This window comes from Paraburkholderia aromaticivorans (genome assembly GCF_012689525.1).
GTDB classification, from domain to species: domain Bacteria; phylum Pseudomonadota; class Gammaproteobacteria; order Burkholderiales; family Burkholderiaceae; genus Paraburkholderia; species Paraburkholderia aromaticivorans_A.
This window is the reverse complement of record NZ_CP051516.1, coordinates 1915815-1942117: the sequence shown is the minus strand read 5'-3', so window position 1 is coordinate 1942117 and position 26303 is coordinate 1915815. Positions and strand designations below refer to the sequence as shown.

Annotated in this window: 24 protein-coding genes; 14 read left to right on the top strand and 10 right to left on the bottom strand. The window is 63.8% G+C overall.

Annotation, left to right across the window (positions count from 1 at the left end; genetic code table 11):
• Position 1: 1 nt before the first annotated feature.
• The gene (locus HF916_RS36855; RefSeq protein ID WP_168793697.1) at positions 2-1381 is read left to right on the top strand and encodes an MATE family efflux transporter; all 1380 of its coding nucleotides are present in this window, start codon (positions 2-4) and stop codon (positions 1379-1381) included.
• A gap of 182 nt (positions 1382-1563) precedes the next feature.
• Here HF916_RS36855 and HF916_RS36850 read toward each other — a convergent pair whose 3' ends face one another.
• Both HF916_RS36850 and HF916_RS36845 read right to left on the bottom strand, forming a co-directional pair.
• On the bottom strand, positions 1564-2013 hold the full coding sequence (locus HF916_RS36850) for a carboxymuconolactone decarboxylase family protein (RefSeq protein ID WP_168793696.1): 450 nt from the start codon (positions 2011-2013) through the stop codon (positions 1564-1566).
• Complete coding sequence (locus HF916_RS36845; RefSeq protein ID WP_168793695.1) at positions 1965-2459, bottom strand: MerR family transcriptional regulator; 495 nt, start codon at positions 2457-2459, stop codon at positions 1965-1967. Before HF916_RS36845 ends, HF916_RS36850 begins: the two co-directional genes overlap by 49 nt.
• 322 nt (positions 2460-2781) lie before the next feature.
• Here HF916_RS36845 and HF916_RS36840 point away from each other — a divergent pair, with 322 nt between their 5' ends.
• Together HF916_RS36840 and HF916_RS36835 are read left to right on the top strand one after the other, a co-directional pair.
• Complete coding sequence (locus HF916_RS36840) at positions 2782-3372, top strand: ComEA family DNA-binding protein (RefSeq protein ID WP_168793694.1); 591 nt, start codon at positions 2782-2784, stop codon at positions 3370-3372.
• 219 nt (positions 3373-3591) lie between these two features.
• Positions 3592-4020 (top strand): YidB family protein, encoded by a 429-nt coding sequence (locus HF916_RS36835; RefSeq protein WP_168793693.1) that lies wholly within the window; start codon positions 3592-3594, stop codon positions 4018-4020.
• A 141-nt stretch (positions 4021-4161) separates the two neighbouring features.
• Here HF916_RS36835 and clpB read toward each other — a convergent pair whose 3' ends face one another.
• Both clpB and HF916_RS36825 read right to left on the bottom strand, forming a co-directional pair.
• A complete protein-coding gene (clpB, locus tag HF916_RS36830; protein WP_168793692.1) occupies positions 4162-6759 on the bottom strand; it encodes an ATP-dependent chaperone ClpB in 2598 nt (865 codons plus the stop codon).
• Positions 6760-6878: 119 nt separating this feature from the next.
• Positions 6879-7379, bottom strand: coding sequence for an Rrf2 family transcriptional regulator (locus HF916_RS36825; RefSeq protein WP_168793691.1), 501 nt, complete (start codon positions 7377-7379; stop codon positions 6879-6881).
• Positions 7380-7684: 305 nt separating this feature from the next.
• Here HF916_RS36825 and HF916_RS36820 point away from each other — a divergent pair, with 305 nt between their 5' ends.
• Entirely contained in the window at positions 7685-8230 is a 546-nt protein-coding gene (locus tag HF916_RS36820) for a group III truncated hemoglobin (protein ID WP_168793690.1), read from the top strand.
• 155 nt (positions 8231-8385) lie between these two features.
• Here HF916_RS36820 and HF916_RS36815 read toward each other — a convergent pair whose 3' ends face one another.
• The 6 genes from HF916_RS36815 to HF916_RS36790 form a co-directional block, all read right to left on the bottom strand.
• Entirely contained in the window at positions 8386-8862 is a 477-nt protein-coding gene (locus HF916_RS36815; RefSeq protein ID WP_168793689.1) for a molybdenum cofactor biosynthesis protein MoaE, read from the bottom strand.
• Positions 8863-8904: 42 nt separating this feature from the next.
• Positions 8905-9162 carry a molybdopterin converting factor subunit 1 gene (gene moaD, locus HF916_RS36810; protein ID WP_012432823.1) on the bottom strand — a complete coding sequence of 86 codons (258 nt, stop codon included), beginning with the start codon at positions 9160-9162 and terminating at the stop codon, positions 8905-8907.
• A 30-nt stretch (positions 9163-9192) separates the two neighbouring features.
• The gene (locus HF916_RS36805; RefSeq protein ID WP_168795769.1) at positions 9193-10446 is read right to left on the bottom strand and encodes a molybdopterin molybdotransferase MoeA; all 1254 of its coding nucleotides are present in this window, start codon (positions 10444-10446) and stop codon (positions 9193-9195) included.
• Positions 10447-10687: 241 nt separating this feature from the next.
• On the bottom strand, positions 10688-12142 hold the full coding sequence (gene thrC, locus HF916_RS36800; RefSeq protein WP_168793688.1) for a threonine synthase: 1455 nt from the start codon (positions 12140-12142) through the stop codon (positions 10688-10690).
• 8 nt (positions 12143-12150) lie between these two features.
• The gene (locus HF916_RS36795; RefSeq protein WP_168793687.1) at positions 12151-13482 is read right to left on the bottom strand and encodes a homoserine dehydrogenase; all 1332 of its coding nucleotides are present in this window, start codon (positions 13480-13482) and stop codon (positions 12151-12153) included.
• A 97-nt stretch (positions 13483-13579) separates the two neighbouring features.
• On the bottom strand, positions 13580-14830 hold the full coding sequence (locus tag HF916_RS36790) for a pyridoxal phosphate-dependent aminotransferase (protein ID WP_168795768.1): 1251 nt from the start codon (positions 14828-14830) through the stop codon (positions 13580-13582).
• A 404-nt stretch (positions 14831-15234) separates the two neighbouring features.
• On the opposite strand from HF916_RS36790, the gene HF916_RS36785 reads away from it, so the two are divergent.
• The 10 genes from HF916_RS36785 to HF916_RS36740 all read left to right on the top strand — a co-directional run bounded on the left by HF916_RS36785 (position 15235) and on the right by HF916_RS36740 (position 26302).
• Positions 15235-15609, top strand: coding sequence for an Mth938-like domain-containing protein (locus tag HF916_RS36785; RefSeq protein ID WP_168793686.1), 375 nt, complete (start codon positions 15235-15237; stop codon positions 15607-15609).
• Between the two features lie 408 nt (positions 15610-16017).
• On the top strand, positions 16018-17769 hold the full coding sequence (locus tag HF916_RS36780; RefSeq protein ID WP_168793685.1) for an ArnT family glycosyltransferase: 1752 nt from the start codon (positions 16018-16020) through the stop codon (positions 17767-17769).
• A gap of 25 nt (positions 17770-17794) precedes the next feature.
• The gene (locus HF916_RS36775; RefSeq protein WP_168793684.1) at positions 17795-18166 is read left to right on the top strand and encodes a DMT family transporter; all 372 of its coding nucleotides are present in this window, start codon (positions 17795-17797) and stop codon (positions 18164-18166) included.
• Between the two features lie 248 nt (positions 18167-18414).
• The gene (locus tag HF916_RS36770) at positions 18415-19566 is read left to right on the top strand and encodes a DegT/DnrJ/EryC1/StrS family aminotransferase (RefSeq protein ID WP_168793683.1); all 1152 of its coding nucleotides are present in this window, start codon (positions 18415-18417) and stop codon (positions 19564-19566) included.
• Between the two features lie 6 nt (positions 19567-19572).
• Positions 19573-20616, top strand: coding sequence for a glycosyltransferase (locus HF916_RS36765; RefSeq protein WP_168793682.1), 1044 nt, complete (start codon positions 19573-19575; stop codon positions 20614-20616).
• Positions 20613-21548 (top strand): formyltransferase, encoded by a 936-nt coding sequence (locus tag HF916_RS36760; protein WP_168793681.1) that lies wholly within the window; start codon positions 20613-20615, stop codon positions 21546-21548. Before HF916_RS36765 ends, HF916_RS36760 begins: the two co-directional genes overlap by 4 nt.
• Positions 21545-22591, top strand: coding sequence for a bifunctional UDP-4-keto-pentose/UDP-xylose synthase (locus tag HF916_RS36755; RefSeq protein ID WP_168793680.1), 1047 nt, complete (start codon positions 21545-21547; stop codon positions 22589-22591). The genes HF916_RS36760 and HF916_RS36755 overlap by 4 nt, the downstream gene beginning before the upstream one ends.
• Before the next feature lie 10 nt (positions 22592-22601).
• Positions 22602-23495, top strand: coding sequence for a polysaccharide deacetylase family protein (locus HF916_RS36750; RefSeq protein ID WP_168793679.1), 894 nt, complete (start codon positions 22602-22604; stop codon positions 23493-23495).
• A gap of 141 nt (positions 23496-23636) precedes the next feature.
• Positions 23637-24098, top strand: coding sequence for a peroxiredoxin (locus HF916_RS36745; RefSeq protein WP_073426815.1), 462 nt, complete (start codon positions 23637-23639; stop codon positions 24096-24098).
• Between the two features lie 353 nt (positions 24099-24451).
• A complete protein-coding gene (locus tag HF916_RS36740; RefSeq protein ID WP_168793678.1) occupies positions 24452-26302 on the top strand; it encodes a PhoH family protein in 1851 nt (616 codons plus the stop codon).
• Position 26303 lies beyond the last annotated feature (1 nt).

The window sequence follows — 26303 nt, the reverse complement described above, 5'->3', positions numbered from 1 at the left end:
CATGTTCGCCGACGTACGGAAAATCGCCGGCCTGGCCTGGCCGGTCCTGATCGGCCAACTGGCGATCATCGCATTCGGCGTGATCGACACGGCGATGGTCGGCCGCTACTCGGCTGTCGATCTGGCCGCGCTAGGCCTCGGCTCGTCGATCTATATCTCCGTGTATATCGGCCTGACCGGCATTCTGACCGCGCTGCAACCGATTACCGCGCAACTGTACGGCGCGCGCCGCTACATCGAGATCGGCGAGGAAGTTCGCCAGTCCTTGTGGCTCGCGCTGGCGCTGACCGTGATCGGCTTTTTGATTCTGTTCTTCCCGGGCCCCGTGTTGCAGGTGGCGCGCGTGCCCGAGGCGCTGCACGACCGTACCGTCGCGTACCTGCGGATTCTGGCCTTCGGCTTGCCGGCCGGCCTCGCTTTTCGCGTCTACAGTTCGATCACCAATGCGGTCGGCAAGCCGCGGCTCGTGATGATCCTGCAGATCGGCGCGCTGCTGCTCAAGGTGCCGCTCAATACGTGGTTCATCTTCGGCGGGTTCGGCGTACCGGCGCTCGGCGGGCCGGGTTGCGCGCTCGCCAGCACCACGATCAACTGGGGGCTGGCCGCGCTCGGCATGCTGCTGCTGACGCGCGTCGACGTCTTCAGGCCGTTTGCGATTTTCGCGCAGTTCTGCTGGCCGGTCTGGCGGCGCCAGGCGGCGCAACTGCGGCTGGGCATTCCGATGGGCCTGTCGTACCTGATCGAAGTCACCTCGTACACGTTCATGGCGCTCTTCATTGCGCGCTTCGGTACGACGACGCTGGCCGGCCACCAGATCGCCGGCAATATCGGCGCGGTGCTGTACATGACGCCGCTGTCGATCGGCATCGCTTCGTCGACGCTGGTCGCGCAGGCGCTCGGCGCACATCGTCCGGAAGCGGCGCGCACGCTGTCGCGTCACGGCATCATGATGGCCGTGGCGATCGCCTGCTGTTACGGCGCGATCGTGCTGGTGCTGCGGCCGTACATCATCGAAGGCTATACGCCGAATGCGCAGGTCGTGGCGGCGGCGTTGCCGCTGGTGTTGATCGTCGCGTGTTATCACCTGTTCGATGCCTTGCAGATCACCACCGCGTTCGTGCTGCGCGCCTACAAGGTGGCGGTCGTGCCGACCGTGATCTACGCGGTGGCGCTGTGGGGCGTGGGGCTCGGCGGCGGCTACGTGCTCGGCTTCAACGTGACTGGCGTCACGCCGGAATGGCTGACCGGCGCGCGCGGCTTCTGGGTGGCGAATACCGCGAGCCTGGCGATTGCGGGCATTGGTTTGCTGATGTATTGGCGTGTGGTGAGCAAGCGGTATTTGCCTGCCGAGGCGGTGCTTCGGGTCGATTCGGCGGCTTGACGGGGCTATTGCAGGCGGCAAAATGGCCGGCTGTCTCGCTGATAAACCGCGTTTTGATCCCGGCCGCACGCCCGCTGTCAAAGTGGTTAGTAATAATTGACCGTTAGTTGCGTTACTAACTCTTTAAAAAGCGGCCACGCAAAGCAGCCGCTTGCCCTACCCTTGCCGTCGCCTCGCGGACATCAACCCGCGTGGGCTTCCTGCTCCGGCGCCCGCGCCGCGCTCGCCGATTGTGCGTGATGCACCGCCTGATCATGGCGCTCGAAGATCTCGCGCGCGGCAAACAACGCATTCAGCGCCGCCGGAAAGCCCGCATAGAGCGCCATCTGCATGAACACTTCGACGATCTCCTCGCGCGTGCAGCCGACGTTCAACGCCGCCTCGATATGCACCTTCAACTGCGGCTGCGCGCAACCGAGCGTGGCCAGCGACGCGATCGTGGCAATCTCACGCGCGCGCAGATCGAGCTGTGGCCGGCTGTAAATATCGCCGAAGCCGAATTCGATCAGCAGACGGCCAAAATCCGGCGCGATCGGCGCGAGCGCGGCGATCACCTGTTCGCCGGCCGAGCCGTCGATCTGCTTCAGTTTGTCCCAGCCTCGGGTGTAGCGATCGTTGTGTGCGTGGTCCATGGTGAGTCCTCTTCCGAATGTGAATGCGCCTGGGTTTCGTCGGTCTGTCGTGTCGAGTGCGCCACGGCGGGTGCGCGCCCGGCCGCTTCGTAGTACGCGATCTTGTCGACGATGGCGCCGAGGTTGCTCTGCAACTCGGCGATCCGCGCCAAAACCGCATCCCGATGCGCCACCAGCATGTCGCGGCGCGCGCCCACCGTCGGCTGGCCTTGCGCGCGCAGCGCCGCGAACGCCTGCATGCCGGCGATCGGCATGCCGGTCGCCTTGAGCCGCATCACGAACCGCAGCCAGTCGAGATCGGCCGGCGAATACAGCCGATGCCCCGCCTGCGTGCGGCCGACCGCGCGAATCAGCCCGGCCTGTTCGTAGTAACGCAGCGTATGCGTCGAGACGCCGATCGTTTCAGCGACCTGCCCGATGGTGAGTGCTTTCGAGATATTCGACATAACGGAACTCAGGTTAGGACTTCGAGTGCACTCTAAGTCAAGCGCGTCTTGCTGTCATTTGTCTGTGCCGTCATTTTTTATGGCGCGTGGATTTGATCGATAAACTCATAACAGCCTAATTACGCGGCAAAAGGTTTAAATCTTGTCCACACTGATTTACTTGTCACGAATCGATCGGTATAAATCGTCCGCGTTCGCAAATAAGGGCGCGCAATTTGTTCTATGCTTAAGCGCAGTGAAAGCTGACAGGATGCTGTCGTCCGAGTTTTGTAAGAGTCGTCCCTTGGCGGCTAACTTTTTTGCCCACAATGGAGTGCTTGCCATGCTGAAGAAGCTTTTAATGCTTTGCGTTGCTTTGGCTTTGTCGCTGTCGGCCGGATTTGCGGCGGCCGTCGAAGTGAATTCCGCCGATCAGGCGGCGCTCGAATCGGTCAAGGGTATCGGCCCGGTGCATGCGAAAGCGATCATCGACGAACGCACCAAGAATGGCCCGTTCAAGGACGCCGACGATCTCGCCACGCGCGTCAAGGGCATCGGCGCGAAATCGGTGACCAATCTCGAAGCGGCCGGCCTGACGATCAACGGTGCATCCACGCCGCCGAGCGGCGCCAAGCCCGCCACGAAGCCGAGCAGCACGGCCAGTACGAAGGCAGCGCCGGCCGCCGCGCCTGCGGCGACTACCGCGGCGCCAGCCACGGCCGCGACCACGACACCGGCCGCGCCGGCGGATGCTTCCGGTGCGGGGGCGTCGAAGTCGAAGAAGAAGAGCAAGGCCGCAGCGTCCGAGGCGGTAGCGGCTTCCGCGCCGGCCACCGCGGCGGCACCGGCTAACGCCTCCGACAGCAAGGCTGCGAAAAAGAAGGCGAAGAAGAGCAAGGCCGCATCGGCAGCGGCGGCCTCGGGCGGTGCCTGACCGCACGAAACGAGGACCGGACAGAATGAAACGGAGTACGAAACAGGATTGAGCGCCGGCAGCGCAACGGCCCCGGTGATACGCGCGTGCTCCCCACGCGAATGAACCCGTCGGCGCCGTCTCGCCGCCGCCCGCCTTCCTTCCACGGCGCCGCGCAACCGCGCGGCGTTTTCACCCGCTGACCCGTCACGCACGTGTCGGCATTCAAGAGAGACCGTCATGAGCCTACTCGACACACTCGGTTCCCTGGTTGGCAAATCCCCCGAAGGCGATGGCCAGCAAGCCCTGGTTTCGGCCGCACTCGAATTCGTCAATAACCAGCCGGGCGGCCTGAACGGCCTGATCGACCGTTTCAAGGAAAAAGGCCTCGGCGACGTCGTGACGTCGTGGGTCAGTAACGGCGAAAACCAGCCGATCGCGCCCGACGCACTGCACAGCGTGCTCGGCTCGGACACCGTCACCAACCTAGCGGCGAAGGCTGGCGTGCAGCCGGATCAGGTCACCGGCCTGCTGTCGCAGATTCTGCCGCACGTCGTCAACGCGGCCACGCCGGAAGGCGAAGTGCCGGCTGAAGGCAAGCTGAACGCCACCACCGTGCTCGGCGCGCTCGGCGGCCTGTCGGCATTGTTCGGCAAGGGCAACGCGTAACAACGCGGCCTCGCCTGCCCGTTTGCGTGATCAGAGCGGGCAAAAAATAAGCGGCAACGAAGTCACCTTCGTTGCCGCTTTTTAACGTCGTCGGGAATGGCTCGACTGCTGCCGCTACCTTCCTCGAAGAACGCGTTTCGCTTAATGCACGACGCGTTCGAACACCAGCTTGCCTTCTTCCAGTTCGACCGGAATCACGTCCTTCGGACCGAACTTGCCGGCGAGTATCAGCTTGGCGACCGGATTCTCGATCTCCTGCTGGATCGCGCGCTTCAACGGCCGTGCGCCGAACAGCGGATCGTAGCCGACCTTGCCCACATGCTCGAGCGCCGAGTCCGACACCACCAGTTGCATGTCGAGCTTGGCCAGCCGATCATGCAGACGTTGCAACTGGATCCGTGCGATCGACTGGATATTCGAGCGGTCGAGTGCATGGAACACCACGACGTCGTCGATCCGGTTCAGAAACTCGGGCCGGAAGTGCAGCTTCACTTCCTCCCAGACCGCGTCCTTCACCGCTTCCTGCGGCTCGCCGACCATCGCCTGGATCACTTGCGAACCGAGGTTCGACGTCATCACGATCACCGTGTTCTTGAAGTCCACGGTACGGCCCTGCCCATCGGTCATGCGGCCGTCGTCGAGCACTTGCAGCAGCACGTTGAACACGTCCGGATGCGCCTTCTCGATTTCGTCGAGCAGGATCACGCTATACGGCTTGCGACGCACGGCTTCCGTCAGATAACCGCCTTCTTCGTAGCCGACGTATCCCGGCGGCGCACCGATCAAACGCGCGACGCTGTGCTTCTCCATGAATTCGCTCATGTCGATGCGGACCAGATGATCTTCCGAATCGAACAGGAACGACGCCAACGCCTTGCACAGCTCGGTCTTGCCCACGCCGGTAGGACCGAGGAACAGGAACGAACCATACGGCCGGTTCGGATCCGACAGACCCGCGCGCGAGCGGCGGATCGCATCGGCCACCGCGGTGATCGCTTCGTCCTGGCCGACCACGCGCGCGTGCAGCTTCTCTTCGATCTGCAGCAGCTTTTCGCGCTCGCCCTGCATCATGCGCGACACCGGAATGCCGGTGGAACGCGACACGACTTCAGCAATTTCTTCCGCACCGACCTGCGTGCGCAAGAGGCGCGGCCGCGTCGGATTGTTCTGCTCGTTCGCCTCGGCCTTGGTCACTTCCTTCAACTGCGCTTCGAGACCCGGCAGCTTGCCGTACTGCAACTCGGCGACTTTCTCCAGCTTGCCTTCACGTTGCAGGCGGATGATTTCCGCGCGCGTTTTTTCGATCTCTTCCTTCAGTTGCGCGCTGCCCTGCACCGCGGCTTTTTCCGCCGTCCAGATTTCTTCGAGGTCCGAATATTCGCGATTCAGCCGCTCGATTTCTTCCTCGATCAGTTGCAGACGCTTTTGCGACGCTTCGTCTTTTTCCTTCTTGACGGCTTCGCGCTCGATCTTCAACTGGATCAACCGACGGTCGAGCCGGTCCATCACTTCCGGCTTCGAGTCGATTTCCATCTTGATCTTCGAAGCGGCTTCGTCGATCAGGTCGATGGCCTTGTCCGGCAGGAAACGATCCGTGATGTAGCGATGCGACAGTTCCGCCGCCGCCACGATCGCCGGGTCGGTGATATCGACGCCATGGTGCAGTTCATACTTTTCCTGCAGACCGCGCAGGATCGCGATGGTCGCTTCCACCGTCGGTTCGTCGACCAGCACTTTCTGGAAGCGGCGTTCGAGCGCGGCATCCTTTTCGATGTACTTGCGATATTCGTCGAGCGTGGTCGCGCCGACGCAATGCAGTTCGCCGCGTGAAAGCGCCGGCTTCAGCATGTTGCCCGCGTCCATCGCGCCTTCGGCCTTGCCCGCGCCGACCATGGTGTGAATTTCGTCGATAAAGACGATGGTCTGGCCTTCGTCTTTCGCGATGTCGCTCAGCACGGCCTTCAGACGCTCTTCGAACTCGCCGCGATACTTGGCGCCGGCCAGCAACGCCGCCATATCGAGCGACAACACACGCTTGCCCTTCAGTGTTTCCGGCACTTCGCCGTTGACGATGCGCTGCGCCAGACCTTCGACGATCGCGGTCTTACCCACGCCCGGTTCGCCGATCAGCACCGGATTGTTCTTGGTGCGGCGTTGCAGGATCTGGATCGAACGACGGATTTCATCGTCGCGGCCGATCACCGGATCGAGCTTGCCGGCCCGCGCGCGCTCGGTCAAATCCACGGTGTATTTCTTCAGCGCTTCACGCTGGCTTTCGGCGTCCTGGCTATGCACCTGCGAGCCGCCGCGCACCGCGGCGATCGCGCTTTCCAGCGACTTGCGCGACAAGCCGTGCTGACGCGCGAGACGGCCGGCCTCGCCTTTGTCGTCCGCGACCGCGAGCAGGAACATCTCGCTCGCGATGAACGTGTCGTTGAGCTTTTGTGCTTCCTTGTCGGCCTGGTTCAAGAGACCGGTCAGCTCGCGGCCGATCTGCACGTTGCCGTCCGTGCCCTGCACTTGCGGCAGACGCGTCATGGCGTCGCCGAGCGCCGTTTGCAGCGCCTGCACATGCACGCCGGCGCGCGAGAGCAACGAGCGCGCCGAGCCGTCGTGTTGGGCGACGAGCGCCGACAGGACGTGAACCGGTTCGATGTATTGATTGTCGTGGCCGACGGCCAGACTCTGGGCATCCGCCAGTGCTTCCTGGAATTTAGTGGTGAGTTTGTCGATTCTCATCAAGAGACCTCCAATTTTCGATTACCACCAAAATGAGGCGTTTTATCCAGCTTTCAAGCGTTTTTTTGCCTCAAGCAGCAACTATTTAACATTTGACGCGAGAGAAATGCCGGGCGCATTCAGGCCGGAGACGTCGAGTCGCCGCCGGCCGGCGCGACCGGCGTGATCGGAATGACGTTGCTCAAGCCGAGCAGTGCGGCCAGCGGGCCGTGCGGCTGCGCCACCTCGCCAATGGTATGACGGTCGAGTTCGGCGAGGAAGGCATTGCGCGCCGCCTCGAGCGCGCCTCGCAAACGGCATTGCGCCGTAATGACGCAACCTCGGCGCTCGCCATGCTGGTCCGGAAAGCAACCGACCAGCGCAAAATCGCTTTCCGTCGCGCGCACGATTTCGCCGACTGTCAGCGCATTCGTCTGCTCGGCGAGCCGCAGGCCGCCGTTGCGGCCGCGCACGGTCTCGACCCAGCCGAGTTCGCCGAGTTGCTGCACGACTTTCATCAAGTGGTTCTTGGAAATGCCGTACGCGTCCGAGATGTCCTGGATCGTCGACAACCCTTCGCCACGAACGGCGAGGTAAAGCAGAACGCGTAGTGAGTAATCCGTATAGTCGGTCAGTCTCATGAGTGCAGGTATCGCAATGAGCGCAAGCCGCGATCCGGGAGATAACCGCGTCGATGCAAGGGTTGCCGTGGGCCGTCGCTTCGCCCTAAGATGCAGGCGCCACGCATATTTTCCAGTTCTGCGCAGACAGGCGGAGTACGTGATTCGGCAGTAATGGTAACGTTTCCTGCCTGGGGCATTCTTACGAAAAGCGGGGTATTCGCATCCTACTTCCGTCCGTTCGGGCTCAATTTGAGGCCATTCCTGACGCTCCGTGGCGCCATGGGGCGATACGCGATGAATCGCCGCACTTTTTTGGAATTTGCATGAACCCGTCCTTCCCTGCCGCGCCGGTGGTCGAGCGCGCCGCCGAGCCCACCGAGGCGAATATCCGCGATCTCGTCTACGGCTTCTACGACCGCGTGCGGGCCGATACGCTACTCGGCCCGGTCTTCGACGCGACGCTGGCGGGCCGCTGGGACGATCACCTGCCCAAGATGTGCACGTTCTGGGGCAGCCTCGTGCTGGGCGCGAAGCAATACCGCGGCAACGTGCAGCAGGCGCACCAGCCGCTCGAGGGAATCGAGCCGCAGCACTTCAGCCGCTGGCTGTATCTGTTTCTGGATACGGTCGAATCGCGTTATCAGCCGGCGGCGGCGGTACGCTTCATGGAACCGGCGCTGCGTATCGCGCAGAGTCTGCAGTTGAGCCGTTTCGGCTGGGACTACAAGATTCCGGAGGAACAACAGGCGCTGCTGGACCGCGTCGCGCCGAAACGGCGTCCGCGCGACGGAGAGGATGCCGCTCACGCGGCGCGCCCGTCCGGCGAGCCGTTTCCGACGCGGATTGTCGGCCGGGCGCGGGACGAATGAGCTGGGTTCAGGTTTCAGGGCCGCTTCAAGCCTTACGGCGGGCCGGCCTTCAACGCGCCCGAGCGGCTACGTCTTACGAGCGCTTGAGAACGGCGCGAGAGACGTCAAGACGCTTGGCCTGACCCGCGGAATCCGGCAAACCTGAACCGTTGCGCCTACTCCGCCGTCCGATTGTCCGAGTCAATCCCCCAGCGGGCGAGCGCCGCATCGTCGGTGACGCGGGCATCGACCCAGCGCTCGCCGGCCTCGGTCTTCTCTTTCTTCCAGAACGGCGCCTGGGTCTTCAGATAGTCCATCACGAATTCGCACGATGCGAAGGCTTCCCCGCGATGTACGGCCGTGGTCGCCACCAGCACGATCTGGTCGAGCGGATAGAGCTTGCCGACCCGATGCACGATCGACACCTCGATGCCCGGCCAGCGCTCGCGCGCGCTCACGATGATCACTTCCAGCGACTTCTCCGTCATGCCGGGATAGTGTTCGAGCTCCATCGTCTCGATCGTGCTGCCGTCGTTCAGATCGCGCACGGTGCCGATGAAGCAGGCCACGGCGCCGATCTTCGGATTGCGCGCGCGCAATGCGGCGACCTCGGCGGTGAGGTCGAAGTCTTCCGTCTGGACGCGAACGGGCATCTCGGGCTCCTATGCGGTTAAGCGGCGCGGCCGCATGGTGACTCAGCCGCCGGTGACGGGCGGAAAAAACGCGACTTCGCAGCCTTCGGTCACGCGGGTGCCGGCGCCGGTCATCACGTGGTTGCAGGCCATGCGCAGCGCGCGGCCTTCAGCCAGCGTGTCGGCCCAGATGCCACCGCGCACGCGCAGCCATGCGCGCACATCGCCGACCGTCGCGATGCCGTCGGGCAGATCGACGGTTTCGTCGGCCAGGTCGAGCGCTTCACGCACGCTCGCAAAATATCGGAGTTGAATCTTCATCGGGGTGCCGCCGGCGGTTGCCGGCCTCGCTCAGTTCAGCAATTCGGAAAAAGGTATGAAGCGCACGGGCTCGCCGGCACTGATCGCGTGATTCGGCGGATTGTCGATCAGGCCGTCGCCCCAGACCGTCGACGTCAGCACGGCCGAACTCTGATTCGGAAACAGGTCGAGGCCGCCGGCCGGGTTGATCCGCGCGCGCAGGAATTCGTTGCGGCGGTCGGCCTTGCTCTGCGTGAAATCCGCCCGCAGCGACAGCGCGCGCGGCGCGACCGTCTGCACGCCGGCCAGGCTCAGGATGAATGGACGCACGAACAGCAGGAAGGTGGCGAAGCTGGATACCGGATTGCCCGGTAAACCGATAAAGAAGGTTTCAGCCGAAGCCGAAGCGGATGCCGCCCCCGCCGCGCTCTCACCGCGCTGCGCCGCACGCCGCACCGCGCCGAACGCGAGCGGCTTGCCCGGCTTCATCGCGATCTGCCACATCGCAAGCCGCCCCTCCGCTTCCACGGCGGGCTTCACGTGATCTTCCTCGCCGACCGACACGCCGCCGCAGGTCAGGATCAGGTCGTGCGCCTCGGCGGCTTCGCGCAGCGTCGCGCGGGTCGCGTCGAGCTTGTCCGCGACGATGCCGTAGTCGGTGACCTCACAGCCGAGCTTCTCCAGCAGGCCGCGCAGCGTGAAACGGTTCGAGTTGTAGATTGCGCCCGGCTTCAGCGGCTCGCCGGGCATGGTCAGTTCGTCGCCCGTGAAGAACACGGCGACCTTGACGCGCCGCCGCACCGCGAGTTCGGCGCAGCCGACCGAGGCGGCGAGTCCCAGCGCCTGCGGCGTGAGCCGCGTGCCCGCCGGAAGAATGACCGAGCCGCTGCGGATATCCGCGCCCTGCGCCGTGATCCATTCGCCCGGTTGCGGACTGTGCAGGATCGCGACGTCCGCGCCGGCGGCGTCGGTTTGCTCCTGCATCACGATCGCGTCCGCGCCGGGGGGGACCGTGGCGCCGGTGAAGATTCGCGCGGCCGTGCCGGGCTTCAGCGGCTCCGGCGCGTGACCGGCGGGAATCCGCTGCGAGACCGGCAAGCGGCTGTTGCCCGGCGCCGTCAGGTCCGCCGTGCGGATCGCGTAGCCGTCCATTGCACTGGTGTTCATCGGCGGGACGTCGAGCGGCGACGTGACGTCGGCCGCGAGCACGCGGTTCAGCGCTTCCAGCGTGGGGATCGACTCTGTGCCGGCAATCGGGCTCGCTGCGCTGAGGAGAGTCGCCAAGGCTTCGGCGGTGGCGAGCATCGGCGCGCGGGGCGTGGGTGTGGACATCTCAGGTCTCGAAGCCGCAGGATAAAAGAATATTGTAGCGGTCGAAGCAGATAGCCTGGGTGGCTCGGCGTTATGGGGGGATTTCTTGGAGTTTGAGCGCTGCCGCGAGGGTTCGCGGCAAGCGTCGTTTTGCGTCAAGCGCGTGGAGCGTGTCGGACAGGCTGCGTGAGCCCTGGACAACGCGCTCACGCTTCATGTCGACGGCGACGGCGACTTAATGAGCGCCCGCGTTCGCCACAACGAAGTCCTTCACGCGCTGCACGTCCGCCGGCAGCACTTCGAAACGCTGCGGCAGCGACTCGAGGCCCGAGAACGCCGCCGGCCGCTCCGGCTCGCGCAACAGCGCCTCGCGGATCGTCTCGCCGAACTTGATGGGTTGTGCCGTCTCCAGCACGATCATCGGAATGCCCGGCTGCAGATGTTCGCGCGCCACCTTCAGGCCGTCGGCCGTGTGCGTGTCGATCATCGTGTCGTAACGCTCGAACACGTCGCGGATCGTGTCCACGCGGCTGTCATGGCTGCTGCTGCCGGACACGAAACCGAACTCCTGCACGCGCGCGAAATCGCCGCTCGCCGCGAGGTCGAAGCCACCCTTCTCTTCGACGTCGCGGAACAGTTGCAGCACGCGCGCGGGATCGCGGCCGAGCAGATCGAACACGAAACGCTCGAAATTCGACGCCTTCGAAATGTCCATGCTCGGGCTGCTGGTGTGATACGTCTCGGCCGCCTTGCGCACGCGGTAAATGCCGGTGCGGAAGAACTCGTCGAGCACGTCGTTTTCGTTCGTCGCCACGACCAGCTTCTCGATCGGCAAGCCCATCATGCGCGCGATATGACCCGCGCACACATTGCCGAAGTTGCCCGACGGCACCGTGAACGACACGCGCTCGTCGTTCGACTTCGTGGCCGCGAAGTAGCCCTTGAAGTAGTACACGACCTGCGCCACGACCCGCGCCCAGTTGATCGAGTTGACCGTGCCGATCTTGTACTTGGCCTTGAACGCGTGATCGTTCGAGACGGCCTTGACGATGTCCTGCGCGTCGTCGAACACGCCTTCCACGGCGATGTTGAAGATGTTCGGGTCTTGCAGGCTGTACATCTGCGCGGTCTGGAACGCGCTCATCTTCTTGTGCGGCGACAGCATGAACACGCTGATGCCCTTCTTGCCGCGCATCGCGTATTCCGCGGCGCTGCCGGTGTCGCCCGAAGTCGCGCCGAGAATGTTGAGCGTTTCGCCGTGCTTGGCCAGCGCGTATTCGAACAGGTTGCCGATCAACTGCATCGCCATGTCCTTGAACGCGAGCGTCGGACCGTTCGACAGTTCCAGCAGCGACAGCGGCGCGCCGTTTTCGACGCCGAGCGTCTTCAACGGCGTGATCTGCGCGGCGCTTTCGTCGTCGCGCACATTGCAGTACGTGGCCGCCGTGTACGTCTTGCGCGTGAGCGCGCGCAGGTCTTCGGCGGGAATGTCGTCGCTGAATTTGGACAGGATCTCGAAGGCGAGATCCGCGTACGGCAGCGTGCGCCAGCGCGTCAGTTCGTCGGCGCTGACGCGCGGATATTCCGCGGGCAAATACAGGCCGCCGTCTTTCGCGAGACCGCCGAGCAGGATGTCAGAGAAGGTGTGGCGCTCGCCGGCTCCGGCGCCGCGCGTGGAGAGGTAGTTCATAGTTCGGCCTAGTTCAGCGCTTCCATGCGCAGCTTCGTGACTTGCGAGACAACGGTCTTCAGCGCCTCGATCGTTTTGATCGCGGCGTTGACGTTCTTCTCAACCGTTTCGTGCGTAATCAGGATGATGTCGGTTTCGCCCTTGCCGTTCGCGTCGACCTGCTCCGATTCCTTCTGCAGCAGCGCGTCGATCGAAATGCCAGTGTCGGCCAGAATGCGCGTGATGTCGGCCAGCACGCCGGTCACGTCCGCCACCCGCAGACGCAGGTAGTAGCCGCTCGTGATTTCGTCGATCGGCAGGATCGGGGTGCTCGACAGGCTATCCGGCTGGAACGCCAGATGCGGCACGCGATGCTCCGGGTCGGCCGTGTGCAGACGCGTCACGTCGACCAGATCGGCCACCACCGCCGACGCGGTCGGCTCAGCGCCCGCGCCCTTGCCGTAGTACAGCGTGGTGCCGACCGCGTCGCCGTGCACGACGACCGCGTTCATCGCGCCTTCCACGTTCGCCAACAAGCGCTTTTCCGGAATCAGCGTGGGATGCACGCGCAATTCGATGCCCTTGTCGGTGCGGCGCGCGATGCCGAGCAGCTTGATGCGGTAGCCGAGTTCCTCGGCATATTTGATGTCGATCGCCGCGAGCTTGCTGATCCCTTCGACGTAAGCCTTGTCGAACTGCACCGGCACGCCGAACGCGATCGCGCTCATGATGGTCGCCTTGTGCGCGGCGTCCACGCCTTCGATGTCGAAGGTCGGATCGGCTTCGGCGTAACCCAGTTCCTGCGCCGCTTTCAATGCGGTCGCGAAATCGAGCCCACGATCGCGCATTTCCGAAAGAATGTAGTTCGTCGTGCCGTTGATGATGCCCGCGATGTACTGGATGCGGTTGGCCGTCAGACCCTCGCGCAGCGCCTTGATGATCGGAATGCCGCCCGCCACCGCCGCCTCGAACGACACCATCACGCCGTTGGCGCGCGCCGCTTCGAAGATCTCCGTGCCGTGCACCGCGAGCAGCGCCTTATTGGCCGTGACCACGTGCTTGCGGTTCTTGATCGCGCGCAGAACGAGGTCGCGCGCCACGCCCGTGCCGCCGATCATTTCGGCCACGATATCGATCGACGGGTCGTCGACCACCGCGTTGAAGTCATCGGTCAGCGCCACTGTGCTGGCTTCACTGCCGAGCGCCGCGGTCGCTTTAGCGGGATTGCGCACGGCAATGCGCGCAATCTCGATGCCGCGGCCCGCGCGGCGTTTGATTTCTTCCTGATTGCGGCGCAGTACCGTGAAGGTGCCGCTGCCTACCGTGCCGAAGCCCAGCAGTCCAACTTTGATCGGTTCCATGCAGCGTGTGTTTTCGAGTAGATGATTAAAAGGAAACGGGTGGCGCCTTGCGGACGGCGCGACGCGGTGGGAGCCGCGTCGTACGCTCTATTGTGCGCTAGGCAGTGTGACGCTTGCGGTAACCGTCGAGGAAGCGCGCGATCCGGTTGATGGAATCCGCGAGATCGTCCACGTTCGGCAGGAACACGACGCGGAAGTGATCCGGCGTTTTCCAGTTGAAGCCGGTGCCCTGCACGAGCAGCACGCGCTCTTCCAGCAGAAGGTCGAGGATGAACTGCTGGTCGTCCTGGATCGGATACACCTTCGGATCCAGACGCGGGAACATGTACAGCGCCGCTTCGGGCTTCACGCAGCTCACGCCGGGGATGGCCGTCAACATGTCATACGCGAGTTCGCGCTGTTTGTACAGACGCCCGGTCGGCACGATCAGGTCGTTGATGCTCTGATAGCCGCCGAGCGCGGTCTGGATCGCGTACTGGCCCGGCACGTTCGGGCACAGGCGCATGGACGCCAGAATGCCGAGCCCTTCGAAGTAGTCTTTGGCGTGACGGCGGTTCTCGCCGGCGGTCAGGCCGGAGATGGACATCCAGCCGGCGCGATAACCGCACGAACGGTAGCTTTTCGACAGGCTGTTGAACGTGACGGTCAGCACGTCTTCGGAGAGCGCCGCCATCGACGTGTGCTTCTTGCCGTCGTAGACGATCTTGTCGTAGACCTCGTCGGCGAAGATCACGAGGCCGTGCTGGCGGGCAATCTCGATCAGGCCGAGCAGCAGTTCGTCCGAATACAGCGCGCCGGTCGGATTGTTCGGGTTGATGACCACGAGCGCGCGCGTGTTCGGCGTGATTTTCGCGCGAATGTCGTCGAGGTCGGGCATCCAGCTATTCGATTCGTCGCAGATGTAGTGCACCGGCGTGCCGCCCGACAGGCTTACGCCGGCGGTCCACAGCGGGTAATCGGGCGCGGGCAGCAGCACTTCGTCGCCGTCGTTCAGCAGGCCTTGCAGCGCCATCACGATCAGCTCGGAGGCGCCGTTGCCGATGTAGATGTCGTCCAGCTCCACACCGTGCACGCCCTTTTGCTGCGTGTAATGCATGATCGCCTTGCGCGCGGCGAACACACCTTTGGAATCGGAATATCCCGACGAACCCGGCAGATTCAGGATCATGTCCTGAATGATTTCGTCCGGCGCGTCGAAGCCGAACGGCGCGAGATTGCCGATGTTCAGCTTGATGATGCGGTGGCCCTCTTCTTCGAGCCGCTTCGCGTGTTCGAGGACGGGCCCGCGAATGTCGTAGCAGACATTCAACAACTTGTTGGATTTGAGAATCGGTTTCACGGCGGGCACTTCATCCTGGTTGATGGCTGGGGCGAACAGGCGTGCGTTCCTCAGGCGCACCAGCGGTGAATTGCACCGGTACAGCTGCGAGAAGAACCACACGACAAAAGCAGACGAAAGCGGCCGAAAGCGGGCAAAACCAGGCGGGTAGCCGGTGGGCCGCACCCGTGAACTCATTGCGGCTTGTGGCGGCACATGAGCGGGGGGCGCCGCAAGGCGGCTAAAAAGTTATAATTTAGCGGATTTTGGCCGACTTCCGCAATGCACCAACCGCAACGGCAAGCCTTTTCGACTGCTTCTGTCCCGCTTGTGCCCCATGCGCGTGTCCGACTCGCGTCGAATCGCCCTGCCCCGGCTGCACCGGTCAGGCCGCCCACACGCATGATGTCTCACGACGACTTCGGAAAACCAATTTGAAACTACATCAGGATTCGAGCGGCGCCCTCAACACCGTCACCGGCTACGGCGCCGACTATGTCGAAATCAATCTGGTGCGCCACTCGGGCAGCATTCTCGTGCTGCCGGACGCGCCGGTCATTCCTTGGCCCGTCTCCTCGTTCGAGCAGTTGAGCGCCGAGCACTTCGCCATGCTGGTCGACGCCGCGCCCGAAGTGGTCGTGTTCGGCAGCGGCGAACGGCTGCGCTTTCCGCATCCGCGCCTGACCGCCGCGCTCACCGCGAAGCGCATCGGCGTCGAAACGATGGACCTCAAAGCCGCCTGCCGCACGTACAACATTCTGATGGCCGAGGGCCGCAAGGTCGCGGCCGCGCTGCTGATCGAGGCCTAGAGCCGGGCCGCGATGCCCTGCGCGCGTATGGGTTGCGGTGCGCGTGCAGGCCGCCCCGCGCCGTATCCGGGGCGTTCGCGCCGCCGGGCTGAACTGCGCGCCCTGGCCGCGTCACGGCCGATAACGTACACTGCGCGCCATTGATCGCCAGACCGGCAGCCTGAGCACGATCGCGCGCGCCGGCAGCGATCTGTCGACGGAAGGTGAAGCAACCGCCGCCGTCGAGGCTGGCGGCGCATGGCAAGGCAACCAGATCGTGGCGCGGACAGTCTCATACACGCGCGCCCCGAGGATGACCGTCCGGCAAAGCGCCGGCCGCCTCACGGACAGCCACCCGCCCGACCGGTCGCCATTTCCGAACAACACCGCTTCGCCGCCTGCGCGGCGTCGCCACAAAGGTTGAAATCCATGAACGATACGCCGTCCAGGCTACCGCTCAACCGCACCACGATTCTGCTGCTGGTGCTGGCCCTTGCCGTGATCTGGTTCGTGCCGCTCGGCTGGCGCCATCTGCTGCCGAGCGACGAAGGCCGCTACGCCGAAATGGCGCGCGAGATGTTCGTCACCGGCGACTGGATCACGCCGCGCTACAACGGCTACAAGTATTTCGAGAAGCCGCCGCTGCAAACCTGGGCGAACGCGCTCACGTTCGCGTGGTTCGGCATCGGCGAATGGCAGGCGCGCCTCTACACGGCGCTGACGGGCTTTGCCGGCGTGCTGCTGGTCGGCTTCACCGGCGCGCGCGTGTTCAACGCGGCGACTGGCGTGTTCGCGGCGATCGTGCTGGCGACTTCGCCGTACTGGAACCTGATGGGCCACTTCAACACGCTCGACATGGGCCTGTCGTTCTGGATGGAGCTGACGCTGTGCGCGCTGATGCTCGCGCAGCGCCCCAACCTGCCGACCGGCAGCGTGCGCGGCTGGATGTGGGTGTGCTGGGGTTCGATGGCGCTGGCCGTGCTGTCCAAGGGTCTCGTCGGCGTGATCCTGCCGGGCGCCGTGCTCGTGCTTTACACGGTGATCGCGCGTGACTGGGCCCTGTGGAAGCGCCTGCATCTGATCGGCGGCCTGATCGTGTTCTTTGCGATCGTCACGCCGTGGTTCGTACTGGTGCAGCAGCGCAACCCGGAATTCCTGAACTTCTTTTTCATCGTTCAGCAGTTCAATCGCTATCTGACGCCTGAGCAGAACCGTCCGGGGCCGTTCTACTACTTCGTGCCGGTGATGATCGTGGGCTTTCTGCCGTGGCTCTCGGTGACGCTGCAAAGCGTGCGCCACGCGTGGCGTCTGCCGCGCCAGCCGAACGGCTTCGCTCCAGTCACGTTGATGCTGACGTGGACCGTCTTCATCTTCCTGTTCTTCAGCGCGTCGCACTCGAAGCTGCTGTCCTACACGCTGCCGATCGCGCCGCCGATCGCACTGCTGATCGGCATGTATCTGCCGCTCGTCACGCGCGACCAATTGCGCCGCCATCTTGCCGGTTATGCGCTCTTCCTCGTCGTGGCCGCGTTCGCCGCATTGTTCATGGCGCGCTTCGGCAGCGCCCGCAATCCGGCCGAACTGTACGCCGAATACCGCACGTGGGTGCTGGCGGCGCTCGCCGTCGCTTTCGTGCTGACGCTGGCCGCGCTGTGGCTGAACCGCCGCAGCCGGGCCGGCAGCCTCGGCGCCGTCGCCACCTTCGGCGCGGCGTGGCTGCTGCTCGGCACCATCGCCGGCACGGGTCACGACGTGTTCGGCCGGCTCAGCTCCGGCGCGCCGCTCGCGCCCGCCATCAAGACCGAGATCGCGAAGTTGCCGGCGGATACGCCGTTTTACTCGGTCGGCGTGCTCGACCACACGATGCCGTTCTATGTCGACCACACCATGATCATGGTCGAGCATCCCGACGAACTGGCGTTCGGCGTGTCCGTCGAGCCGCAGAAATGGATTCCCGCCGTCGATGCCTGGATCGAGCGCTGGAAGGCCGACCGCTACGCGCTCGCGCTGCTCCCGCCGCCGACTTACGACCGCCTCCTCAAGGAAGGCCTGCCGATGCAGGTGATCGCCCGCGACTCGCGCCGCGTGGTGGTGGAAAAGCCGATGGCCACGCCCACGGCGCCCGGCACGCCGGCAGCCGAAGCGCCGGCACCGACGCCAGTAGAAAAAGCACAACAATGACCCCATATCAGGATCTAACCGTTCGATGAACCCGATTTCCCTCTTTTGCATTCTTGCAGGCGTCACGTTGAACGCCGGTGCGCAGTTGCTGCTCAAAGCCGGTACGAATGCCGTTGGACACTTCGAATTCACCCGTGCGAACATCCTGCCCATCGCCTTTCGCCTGGCAACCCAGCCGCCGATCATCGGCGGCCTGACCTGTTATGTGATCAGCGTGGCAGTGTGGGTCATCGGGCTGTCGCGGGTGGACGTGTCGATCGCCTATCCGATGCTGTCGCTCGGCTACATCGTCAATGCGTTCGCGGCGTGGTACCTGTTCGGCGAAGTGCTGTCGGTACAGAAGCTGATCGGCATCGGCATCATCCTGGTGGGCGTGGTGGTGCTGGCGCGCAGCTAGTTGCCGCGGTCCGGGGCAACGGTGTGCCGGACACAATTTATTACTGTTTATCGCCAGCGCCGACTGAGAAGATGCAGACGGCAAAAGATACCGTAAGCGGACAACCCGCCCGCCCAAGGAATCCGTAAGGTTGGCCACGGTATGCTGTGCGGTTGCGCCCTTTTTTGCCGCGGCCCGGGTTTGCGCACATAGTGTGTGGTGTACTTCGCGCCCTTCGGGTTGCGCCCTTTCAATCGAGCGAAGCATTCATGACCCAGTCAACAGTCCCGTTCTTGCCTTTTGTCAAACCCGAGATCGATGAGGAAACGATTCAGGGCGTCGCCGACGTGCTGCGCTCCGGCTGGATCACCACCGGTCCGCAGAACCAGAAGTTCGAAGCGGCGCTTTCCGAGTTCTGCGGCGGCCGTCCGGTGCGCACGTTCAACTCCGGCACGGCGACGCTGGAAATCGGCCTGCGTATCGCCGGCGTGGGCGAAGGCGACGAAGTCATCACGACACCGGCCTCGTGGGTGTCGACCAGCAACGTGATCTATGAAGTCGGCGCGACACCGGTGTTCGTCGACATCGACCCGGCCACCCGTAATATCGACCTCGACCTGCTCGAAAAAGCCATCACGCCGCGCACCAAGGCGCTGCTTCCGGTGTATCTGTCGGGCCTGCCGGTGGATATGGACCGTCTGTACGAGATCGCCCGCGCCCACAAGCTGCGCGTGATCGAAGACGCCGCGCAGGCGTTCGGCTCGACGTGGAAAGGCGAGCGCATCGGCAAGCTGGGCGACATGGTCTCGTTCAGCTTCCACGCGAACAAGAACCTGACCTCGATCGAAGGCGGCGCGCTGGTGCTGAACAACGAGGAAGAAGCGATCCTCGCGCAGAAATACCGGCTGCAAGGCATCACGCGCACCGGTTTCGACGGTATGGACTGCGACGTGCTGGGCGGCAAGTACAACCTGACGGATGTCGCCGCGCGTGTCGGCCTCGGCCAGTTGCCGCATCTGGAGCGCTTCCTCGCGCAGCGCAGAAAGCTCGTGCGCGCGTATTTCGCGGGTCTGGAAGGCGGCGCGGCGCTGAAACTGGGAGTCGGCCTGCCGTTTGCTGACCATGAAAACAGCAACTGGCACATGTTCCAGATCACGCTGCCGCTCGACAAACTGTCGATCGACCGCGCCGGCTTCATGGGTCAATTGAAAGAACGCGGCATCGGTTCGGGCGTGCACTACCCGGCGATCCACCTGTTCTCGCTGTACCGCGCGCGCGGCTTCAAGGAAGGCATGTTCCCGCATGCGGAGAAGTTCGGCGCGACCAACGTCACGCTGCCGCTCTTCACGTTGATGAACGAAGGCGACGTGGAGCGGGTGTGCCGCGCGGTCAATGAAATTTGCGAACAATACGGAAAATAAGCGGAAATGATTTATTCGGAACATCGCGCTGCCGCACCGGAAGTGTCGGTCATCGTCCCGGTGTACAACGAGGAAGCCGGTCTGGCTGCACTGTTCGCGCGCCTGTATCCGGCGCTCGACGCCCTCGGCACCGGTTATGAAGTGATCTTTATCAACGACGGCAGCCGCGACAAATCCGCCGCCCTGCTCGCCGAACAGTTCCGCGCGCGTCCCGACACGACCCGCGTGATTCTGCTGAACGGCAACTACGGCCAGCACATGGCGATTCTGGCGGGCTTCGAGCAATCGCGCGGCGAGATCGTCATCACGCTCGACGCCGACCTGCAGAATCCGCCGGAAGAAATCAGCAAGCTGGTCAACAAGATGCGCGAAGGCTACGACTATGTCGGCACGATTCGCCTGCAACGCCAGGACAGCCTGTGGCGCCGCAAGGCGTCGCGCGCGATGAACCGGCTGCGCGAGCGCATCACCCGCATCAAGATGACCGACCAGGGCTGCATGCTGCGCGCATACAGCCGGCACATCATCGACACGATCAATCGCTGCGGCGAAATCAACACGTTCATCCCGGCGCTCGCCTACACCTTCGCGCAGAATCCGGTCGAAATCGAGGTCGCGCACGAGGAGCGTTTTGCCGGCGAATCGAAGTACTCGCTGTATTCGCTGATCCGCCTGAACTTCGATCTCGTGACCGGCTTCTCGGTCGTGCCGCTGCAATGGCTGTCGTTCATCGGCGTGATCCTGTCGCTCGGCTCCGCGGCGCTGTTCGTGCTGCTGCTGATTCGGCGCTTCATCATCGGCGCGGAAGTGCAAGGTGTGTTCACGCTGTTCGCTATCACCTTCTTCCTGCTCGGCGTGATCATCTTCGCGCTCGGCCTGCTCGGCGAATATATCGGCCGGATCTATCAGCAGGTGCGCGCGCGTCCGCGCTACCTCGTGCAGACCATTCTCGAACAGCGCGACGGCACGACCGTGACCGAAGCGCCGCGCCAGGCCGTCGTGCAGGCCGTGCAGGCCGCGCCGCTCCTCGATCAGGGCCCGAATCCATGAAGCCACGCGCTGTCGTATTCGCGTATCACAACGTCGGCGTGCGCTGCCTGCAGGTGCTGCTCGCGCGCGGCGTGGACGTGGCGCTCGTTGTCACGCACGAAGACAGCCCGACCGAAAACATCTGGTTCGGCAGCGTCGCCTCGGTCGCGGCCGAGCACGGCATTCCGGTCGTCACGCCGAACGATCCGAAGAGCCCCGAACTGCGCGCCGCGGTGAGCGCCGCGCATCCGGACTTCATCTTCTCGTTCTACTACCGTCACATGCTGCCGGTCGACGTGCTGGCGCTCGCCGCACGGGGCGCTTACAACATGCACGGCTCGCTGCTGCCGAAATACCGTGGCCGTGTGCCGACCAACTGGGCGGTGATTCACGGCGAAACGGAAACCGGCGCGACGCTGCACGAAATGGCCGCCAAGCCGGACGCGGGCGCGATCCTCGCGCAAACGCCGGTGCCGATCCTGCCCGACGACACCGCCGCGCAAGTGTTCGACAAGGTCACGGTGGCCGCCGAGCAAACGCTGTGGCGCGTGCTGCCGTCCCTGCTGGCGGGCGAGGCGCCGCGTCTGCCGAACGATCTCGCGCACGGCAGCTACTACGGCGGACGCAAGCCGGAAGACGGCCGCATCGACTGGACGCAATCGGCGCAGCAGGTCTACAACCTGATCCGCGCGGTCGCGCCGCCCTATCCCGGCGCTTTTACGGACCTCGGCGAGCGGCGTTTCATCGTCACGCGCGCGCGGCTGGCCGCGCCCGGCGCGCTTCGTTCGGATTTGCCCCCGGGCCTGCACGTAAGCGATAATGCCGTTTTCGCGATATGCGGCGACGGCCGCGCGATCGCCATCCACGAATTGCGGCACCAGCACGACGGCAGCGAGGCTGTCGTCACTCCGGCCGAATTTGCCCAGCTCATCCAAACTCCCCGTCATCAATGAAAAAAGTCCTGATTCTGGGTGTGAACGGCTTCATCGGCCATCACCTGTCCAAGCGCATTCTCGAAACGACCGACTGGGAAGTGTTCGGGATGGACATGCAGACCGAACGTCTGGGCGACCTCATCAATCATGAACGGATGCACTTCTTCGAAGGCGACATTACGATCAACAAGGAGTGGGTCGAATATCACGTCAAGAAGTGCGATGTGATCCTGCCGCTGGTCGCGATCGCCACGCCCGCCACGTACGTGAAGCAGCCGCTGCGCGTGTTCGAACTGGATTTCGAGGCGAACCTGCCGATCGTGCGTTCGGCCGTCAAGTACGGCAAGCACCTCGTGTTTCCGTCCACCTCCGAGGTCTACGGCATGTGCACGGACGAGCAGTTCGATCCGGAAGAATCGCAACTGACGTACGGCCCGATCAACAAGCCGCGCTGGATCTACGCCTGCTCCAAGCAGTTGATGGACCGCGTGATCTGGGGTTACGGCATGGAAGGCCTGAACTTCACGCTGTTCCGTCCGTTCAACTGGATCGGCCCGGGCCTCGACTCGATCTACACGCCGAAGGAAGGCAGCTCGCGCGTGGTCACGCAGTTCCTCGGCCATATCGTGCGCGGCGAGAACATCAGCCTCGTGGACGGCGGCGCGCAAAAGCGTGCGTTCACGGATATCGACGACGGCATCGGCGCGCTGATGAAGATCATCGAGAACAAGGACGGCATCGCCACGGGCAAGATCTACAACATCGGCAACCCGACCAACAATTTCTCGGTGCGTGAACTCGCGCACAAGATGCTGACGCTCGCCGCCGAATTCCCGGAATACGCGGAAACGGCCAAGCAGGTGCAACTGGTCGAAACCTCGTCGGGCGCGTACTACGGCGCGGGCTATCAGGACGTGCAGAACCGCGTGCCGAAGATCGACAACACGATGCAGGAACTCGACTGGGCACCGAAGTCGACCTTCGACGAAGCACTGCGCAAGATTTTCGAAGCGTATCGCGGCCACGTCGGCGAAGCGCGCGCGCTCGTCGAACAGCAATAAGGGCTGATCCTTGGCTCGCATCGTCCTGAAGATCGACGTCGACACGCTGCGCGGCACCCGCGAAGGCGTGCCGAACCTCGCACGCATTTTCGACCGCTTCAAGGCGCGCGCCACCTTCCTCTTCAGCCTCGGGCCCGACCACACCGGTTGGGCAATGCGCCGCGTGCTGCGGCCGGGCTTTCTGAAGAAAGTGTCGCGCACTTCGGTGGTCGAACACTACGGGGTCAAGCAGTTGATGTACGGCGTGCTGCTGCCCGGTCCGGACATCGGCGCCAAGGCCTCGGCGGAGATGCGCGCGATCCATGAAGCCGGCTTCGAATGCGGCATTCATACGTGGGATCACGTCTACTGGCAGGACAACGTGCGCACGAAAGATCGCGCATGGACGGCGGCGCAGATGCAGCAAAGCCACGACCGTTTTGTCGAGGTGTTCGGCGCGCCGCCGGTCACCCATGGCGCGGCGGGCTGGCAAATGAACGGCCATGCGTTCGAACAGATCGACGCCTGGGGCATGCACTACGCGTCCGACGGACGGGGCCACTCGCCGTATCTGCCGGTGCTCGACGGCCGTACGCTCTCGCATGTGCAGATGCCCACCACGCTGCCCACGCTCGACGAAGTGCTCGGCGTGGACGGTGTCGAAGCGCACAACGTCGCCGCATGGATGTTGAAGCACACGGAAAACAATCCGCACGACCAGGTGTTCACGCTGCACGCGGAACTCGAAGGGCAAAAGCTCGCGCCGATCTTCGAGCAGCTTCTGGAAGGCTGGCGCGCGCAAGGCCACACCTTCGCGACGATGGGTGATTACTACGCGACGCTAGACCGCAGCACGCTGCCATCGTACCCTGTTACATGGGGCGAAATTCCAGGGCGCTCCGGCGAGTTGATTGTCCAGCCCTGACTGGTCGATCCGCAGCCGGCCCTGACAGACCCGCCGCCGCGCGAGAGCATGCCGCGCGCCGGCCGCCCCTCCCCCAAGTCTCGATGCCAGGCCGACGCCGCCGCACTCATCCGGCGCAGGCCATCACAACCGGAGAACCTCGTGCCCATTGCAGTCGACCAACCCATCCCCGACTTCACCGCCCCCGCTACCGGTGGCGAGATCACGCTGTCCAAGCTGCGGGGCAAGAAGGTGGTGCTGTATTTTTATCCGAAGGACAACACGCCGGGCTGCACGACCGAAGGTCTGCAGTTCCGCGATCTGTATCCGAAGTTCAAGAAGGCCGGCGCGGAAATCCTCGGCGTGTCGCGCGACAGCCTGCGCTCGCATGACAACTTCAAGGCAAAGCTCGAATTGCCCTTCCCGTTGATCTCGGATCCCGAGGAAACGCTGTGCGCGCTCTTCAACGTCATCAAAATGAAGAAAATGTATGGCAAAGAAGTACGGGGGATTGAACGCTCCACGTTCCTCATCGACGCTGAAGGCGTGCTCCGCCAGGAGTGGCGCGGCGTGAAAGTGCCGGGCCACGTCGACGATATTCTGGAGGCTGTACAAGCGCTTTGAGGCGCGTTATATTGGGTTGCAATGAGTGCCTGTACACCCCAAATTTTTGCCGCTGCGCCAGACTTGACGGCCGCTTCCCGTTTCCTGGGTTCCGTCGGAGTCGCGAGGTGCAACGCGAGCACTGTAGGCGAGCCGCTTGCCCCGTACGCCGGGGCGGCGGCTTTTTTAATTGCGCGCAGCCGTTCGTTCACTCGGCCACGCGCATCCGTTAAGGAGCCGATCGAAGACCAGGCGAACCGGCATCTCTAGACCGAATGCGCGCCTCCGGGCGCAATCTGCGTGCGCACTCACTGGCACCGGCAGAATGCGACAGGCGGCGCACGATATGTGACCCGATTAATTCGAGGGAAACCATGCCTTTGCCTACCCCCCCCAGCAAGCTCGGCAATCTCCTGCCGCCTGACGAATACAAGGCCAAAGCCGCCAGCCCGGCGCGCTCCGCCGCGAAGAAGCAGGCTGTCGAAGGGGAATCCGCAGAGTCGGCCGATTACGGCCGCGCGAACGTCGCCACGCCGATGGCGCACGCCGCCAATGCCGCGACCACCTTGCGGCCTGTGCCGGCATCGTCGGCTGCCGCAGTTGCGTCCGCATCCGCTGAACAAGCTGCTCCGGCGCGTGGTCGCAAAACGAAGCAGACCGCCGCACTGCTGCAACCGGTTCCCGCTAGCCGTCCGCAAGCCGAGCCGGCTGCGCAGCCTGTCGTCGCCCGCGCGCCGAGCGCGAAGCAGGCTGAAGCAAGCACGCCCACGGCTGCCGCGCCGAGCACGCGTGGCACCACCAAGAAACGCGGCGCGGGCACCGAGCCGGTTGAAATCCAGAAGCTCTTCGTGCTCGACACGAACGTGCTGATGCACGACCCGAGCTGCCTGTTCCGTTTCGAGGAACACGACGTCTATCTGCCGATGATGACGTTGGAGGAACTCGACAACCACAAGAAAGGCATGTCGGAAGTCGCGCGCAACGCTCGCCAGGTGAGCCGCACGCTCGACGCGCTGGTGGCGAACGCCGGCAACATATCCGACGGCATTTCGCTGGCCCGTCTGGGCAGCCGCGAGGCTTCCGGGCGTCTGTACTTCCAGACCACGCTCAACGCCATCGAGCCGGTGGAAGGCCTGCCGGAAGGCAAGGCCGATAACCAGATCCTCGGCGTGGTGCGCGCGTTGCAGCGCGACCGGATGGATCGCCAGGTCGTGCTGGTGTCGAAAGACATCAACATGCGCATCAAGGCGCATGCGCTCAGCCTGCCCGCTGAAGACTACTTCAACGACCAGGTGCTCGAAGACAGCGATCTGCTGTATTCCGGCATCCGCGCGCTGCCGCAGGATTTCTGGACCAAGCACGCAAAGGGCATGGAGAGCTGGCAGGACACCAAGACCGGTACGACGTACTACCGTGTCACAGGTCCGCTGTGCGCCTCGATGCTGGTCAACGAGTTCGTCTATCTCGAGCCGCAAAACGGCGAGCCGGCGTTTCACGCGCTGGTGCGCGAGCTGAACGGCAAGACGGCGCTGCTGCAAACCTTGCGCGACTACGGCCACCACAAGAACAACGTGTGGGGCATCACGGCGCGCAACCGCGAGCAGAACTTCGCGCTGAACCTGTTGATGAATCCGGAGATCGACTTCGTCACGCTGCTGGGTCAGGCCGGCACCGGCAAGACGCTGGTCGCGCTCGCCGCCGGCCTCGCACAGGTGCTGGACGACAAGCGCTACAACGAGATCATCGTGACGCGCGCGACGGTGCCGGTCGGCGAAGACATCGGCTTCCTGCCGGGTACGGAAGAGGAAAAAATGCAGCCGTGGATGGGTGCATTCGATGACAACCTCGAAGTCCTGCAGAAAACCGACGACGCAGCCGGCGAATGGGGCCGCGCCGCGACGCAGGAACTGATTCGCTCGCGCCTGAAGGTCAAGAGCATGAACTTCATGCGTGGCCGCACGTTCGTGGACAAGTATCTGATTATCGACGAAGCGCAAAACCTGACGCCGAAGCAGATGAAGACGCTGGTCACGCGCGCGGGTCCCGGTACGAAGATCATCTGCTTGGGCAACATCGCGCAGATCGATACGCCTTATCTGACGGAAGGCAGTTCGGGCCTGACGTACGTGGTCGATCGCTTCAAGGGTTGGGCGCACAGCGGACATGTGACGCTGGCGCGTGGCGAGCGTTCGCGCCTTGCCGACTACGCGTCGGAAATTCTTTAAG

Coding starts and splice junctions, on each gene's coding strand:
- HF916_RS36855 (WP_168793697.1), top strand. CDS start 2: ATGTTCGCCGACGTACGGAAAATCGCCGGCCTGGCCTGGCCGGTCCTG.
- HF916_RS36850 (WP_168793696.1), bottom strand. CDS start 2,013: ATGGACCACGCACACAACGATCGCTACACCCGAGGCTGGGACAAACTG.
- HF916_RS36845 (WP_168793695.1), bottom strand. CDS start 2,459: ATGTCGAATATCTCGAAAGCACTCACCATCGGGCAGGTCGCTGAAACG.
- HF916_RS36840 (WP_168793694.1), top strand. CDS start 2,782: ATGCTGAAGAAGCTTTTAATGCTTTGCGTTGCTTTGGCTTTGTCGCTG.
- HF916_RS36835 (WP_168793693.1), top strand. CDS start 3,592: ATGAGCCTACTCGACACACTCGGTTCCCTGGTTGGCAAATCCCCCGAA.
- clpB (WP_168793692.1), bottom strand. CDS start 6,759: ATGAGAATCGACAAACTCACCACTAAATTCCAGGAAGCACTGGCGGAT.
- HF916_RS36825 (WP_168793691.1), bottom strand. CDS start 7,379: ATGAGACTGACCGACTATACGGATTACTCACTACGCGTTCTGCTTTAC.
- HF916_RS36820 (WP_168793690.1), top strand. CDS start 7,685: ATGAACCCGTCCTTCCCTGCCGCGCCGGTGGTCGAGCGCGCCGCCGAG.
- HF916_RS36815 (WP_168793689.1), bottom strand. CDS start 8,862: ATGCCCGTTCGCGTCCAGACGGAAGACTTCGACCTCACCGCCGAGGTC.
- moaD (WP_012432823.1), bottom strand. CDS start 9,162: ATGAAGATTCAACTCCGATATTTTGCGAGCGTGCGTGAAGCGCTCGAC.
- HF916_RS36805 (WP_168795769.1), bottom strand. CDS start 10,446: ATGCTCGCCACCGCCGAAGCCTTGGCGACTCTCCTCAGCGCAGCGAGC.
- thrC (WP_168793688.1), bottom strand. CDS start 12,142: ATGAACTACCTCTCCACGCGCGGCGCCGGAGCCGGCGAGCGCCACACC.
- HF916_RS36795 (WP_168793687.1), bottom strand. CDS start 13,482: ATGGAACCGATCAAAGTTGGACTGCTGGGCTTCGGCACGGTAGGCAGC.
- HF916_RS36780 (WP_168793685.1), top strand. CDS start 16,018: ATGAACGATACGCCGTCCAGGCTACCGCTCAACCGCACCACGATTCTG.
- HF916_RS36775 (WP_168793684.1), top strand. CDS start 17,795: ATGAACCCGATTTCCCTCTTTTGCATTCTTGCAGGCGTCACGTTGAAC.
- HF916_RS36770 (WP_168793683.1), top strand. CDS start 18,415: ATGACCCAGTCAACAGTCCCGTTCTTGCCTTTTGTCAAACCCGAGATC.
- HF916_RS36765 (WP_168793682.1), top strand. CDS start 19,573: ATGATTTATTCGGAACATCGCGCTGCCGCACCGGAAGTGTCGGTCATC.
- HF916_RS36760 (WP_168793681.1), top strand. CDS start 20,613: ATGAAGCCACGCGCTGTCGTATTCGCGTATCACAACGTCGGCGTGCGC.
- HF916_RS36755 (WP_168793680.1), top strand. CDS start 21,545: ATGAAAAAAGTCCTGATTCTGGGTGTGAACGGCTTCATCGGCCATCAC.
- HF916_RS36740 (WP_168793678.1), top strand. CDS start 24,452: ATGCCTTTGCCTACCCCCCCCAGCAAGCTCGGCAATCTCCTGCCGCCT.